The organism is Corallococcus praedator, from assembly GCF_003612125.1.
Classification (GTDB): domain Bacteria; phylum Myxococcota; class Myxococcia; order Myxococcales; family Myxococcaceae; genus Corallococcus; species Corallococcus praedator.
In genome coordinates this window covers 1-2,645 of sequence record NZ_RAWI01000671.1, presented here as the reverse complement: position 1 = coordinate 2,645, position 2,645 = coordinate 1, and the positions used below count along the sequence as shown (strand labels likewise).

Below are 2,645 nucleotides of genomic sequence, written 5' to 3'. Positions count from 1 at the left end.
GGCTTTCACCTGGAGGCAGCGGCGACTTCGACGCGAGCGGCGCGGGCTGTGGTCAGTCCGCCTTGTACGACGTGACGTGGAACACCGGGCCCACCATCGCGGCGGTGACGGCATCCCGCTGCACGCTGCCCTCGGCGGAGATGCGCTGACCGTCCTTCTTGATCTTCCGGTCGCCGCCCGCGAGCTGGTACGTCTTGCCGTCATCGGCCTTCAGGACCCACACGCCGCCCTCCAGGTCCTGGTACTGCACCGTGCCGGAGAGCTTCATGCGTCCTCCCGCTTGAGCATCGCGCGGGCGATGACGAGGCACACCACCGTGTTGAAGCCCAGCCACGGCTTCGCCAGGAAGGTGAAGGGCATCCACGCCAGCGCCGGAGCGCCCACCCACGCCGCGTAGGCCAGGAAGCCCGCGAAGCCGAGCGCCAGGCCGCCCACCGCCGGACGGAAGCCCCGCCAGATGATGGCCGGCAGCGAGAGCACCAGCGGAATCAGCGCGCTGTAGAACAGCGGGCTCACCGTGGCCCGGCCGAAGATGATGCGCTGCCAGTCCGGGATGGGCAGCGAGGCCACGTTCACCACGTCGCCGGCCGCGCCCGAGGCGCCCGTGAACCACGTGCGCAGGAAGAAGAAGCCCACCGTGGACAGGACCAGCGGCACGAAGAACGCCGGGCGGAAGAGGATGTTGAGGAAGCCCGGACGCTCGCGGCCGCGCAGCGTCAGCAGCACCACCACCAGCAGCGCCGCGGCCCACCCCAGCGACGGCCAGCGCGGCCCGCCGCCCGTGAACGCCTGGAGCGACGCGTTGGCGTTGAGGACGCCGTGGCCGTACTGCTCGGACCAGGCCTGTTCGTCCGCCGCCTTCGCCCCGGCGTAGAGCGCCTGCTCCACCTCGTCCGGGTTCTTCGCGCCGGCGCCGTAGAGCATCGCGGCGACCGCGGCCACGTGCGGCGCGGCCATGCTGGTGCCCTGGTACCAGGCGTAGACGGAGCGCGACGGGTCGCGCGGGTCGATGGTGTTCTGCAGGATGCCGCCCGAGTCGCCCTGGCGCTTGTCGCCACCGGGCGCCGCGATGTCCAGCTCCTTGCCATAGGACGAGTACGGAGCGCGCGAGCCGTCCGGCCCCACCGCGCCCACCGCCACCGCGCCCGGGTACGCCGCGGGGAACTCCACCCGGCCCCGCCCGGTGTTGCCCGCCGCGGCCACCACGGTGACGCCCTTCTTGCGCGCGTACTCCACCGCGCTGGCCATGACCTGCGAGTACAGGCCACCGCCCAGCGACATGTTGATGACCTTCGCGTCGTGGTCCGCCGCGAAGCGGATGGCGTCCGCGATGTCCGCCGACGTGCCGCTGCCGAAGTGGTTCAGCACCTTGAGGGGCATCAGCGTCGCGTCGAAGGCCACGCCCGCCACGCCCTCGCCGTTGTTGGTCGCCTGCGCGATGGTGCCCGCCACGTGCGTGCCGTGGCCGTGGTCATCGTTGGCGTGCTCGTCGTCGTTGACGAAGTCATAGCCCTTCACGAACGACACGCCCTTCAGGTCCGGCACCTGCTTGAAGTCGTCGTGGTCCTCGTAGGCGATGCCGGTGTCGATGACCGCCACCACCACGCCCTTGCCCCGGTTGCCGTCCCAGGCCTTGGGCATGTCGATCATCCGCAGGTTCCACTGGGAGGCGTATTGCGGATCATTGGGCGTGAAGCTGCTGCGCACCTGCATCAGCGGTTCGGCGGACTCCACCGCCGGGTTCTGCCGGATGCGCTGGAGCACGTCTTCCACGTCGTTCACGCCCACCGCCAGCGTGACGCCCGTCCGGGGGCCTTCCAGGGAGTTGAACTCCAGGTCCACGCCCCACGCCTGCTCCCAGGCGTCGAACTCCGCCTGGGTGGTGCCGTCCTTGAAGTCCACCACGATGGCGCCGGACACCACGTCGTCCGAGCCCCCCGCCACGGCCTCCGCCACCTCCGCCTGGGCCGCCGCGTCCGGCCCCACCGGGACCTCCGACTCCCGCGACGCGGGAGCACACGCCGAGGCCGACAGGGCCAGCGCCGCGAGAACCACGTTCCATCGCCTCATCCGCATCGGGACACTCCTTGAACGAAGACGCCTCGAAGACCCACTACGAACGCACGGCGGGACGATTGGGTCTGCCCCACCAGTCTGTTCGCCCCCCGGCCGGCCGTGCAAGGCGACGGGGATGAAGAAATGTGAAGAAGTCCGCAGGTTTGCACGCCTGCCCTACCCGCCCGCCAGCCGCTGGAGCCACGCGGCCGCGGCCCTGCCCACCTGGGGAAGATTGCGGTGGAACGTGGCTCCGGCATCGTCGATGACCTCTAAATCGCCCCCGGCCTCGGCGACAGCGGCGGCCAGCGCCGCCCGGGGCAGACGGGTGTCCTCCGCCCCGACAATCACCAGCAGTGGACACGACAGCCGCACGAGTGACAACGGATCCAGGTCCGGCGCCACCAGACACAGTCCGCCCACCGCCGGGTGCCGCTCCTGGAGCGCCAGCGCCACGCGCGCGCCCCCATGCAGCGCCGCCACCGCCAGCGCGGACGTGCCCGCGTTCTCCAGCGCCACCCGCATGGCCGCCTCCGCGTCCTCCACCAGCGCGCCCCCGCTGCCCCGAACGCCCTGGCTGGCCCCCACAC

General features: G+C 71.4%; 3 protein-coding genes. All 3 read right to left on the bottom strand.

The annotated features are described in order from the left end of the window. Positions 1 to 52: 52 nt before the first annotated feature. Entirely contained in the window at positions 53 to 268 is a 216-nt protein-coding gene (locus D7Y13_RS40645) for a DUF5818 domain-containing protein (RefSeq protein WP_120535983.1), read from the bottom strand. Further along, positions 265 to 2,076: a S8 family serine peptidase gene (locus D7Y13_RS40640; RefSeq protein ID WP_120582453.1), complete on the bottom strand. Its 1,812-nt coding sequence runs from the start codon at positions 2,074 to 2,076 to the stop codon at positions 265 to 267. Before D7Y13_RS40640 ends, D7Y13_RS40645 begins: the two co-directional genes overlap by 4 nt. A gap of 156 nt (positions 2,077 to 2,232) precedes the next feature. Then, the coding region (locus D7Y13_RS40635) for an alpha/beta hydrolase (RefSeq protein ID WP_500683194.1) at positions 2,233 to 2,645 on the bottom strand (413 nt) is incomplete at its 5' end.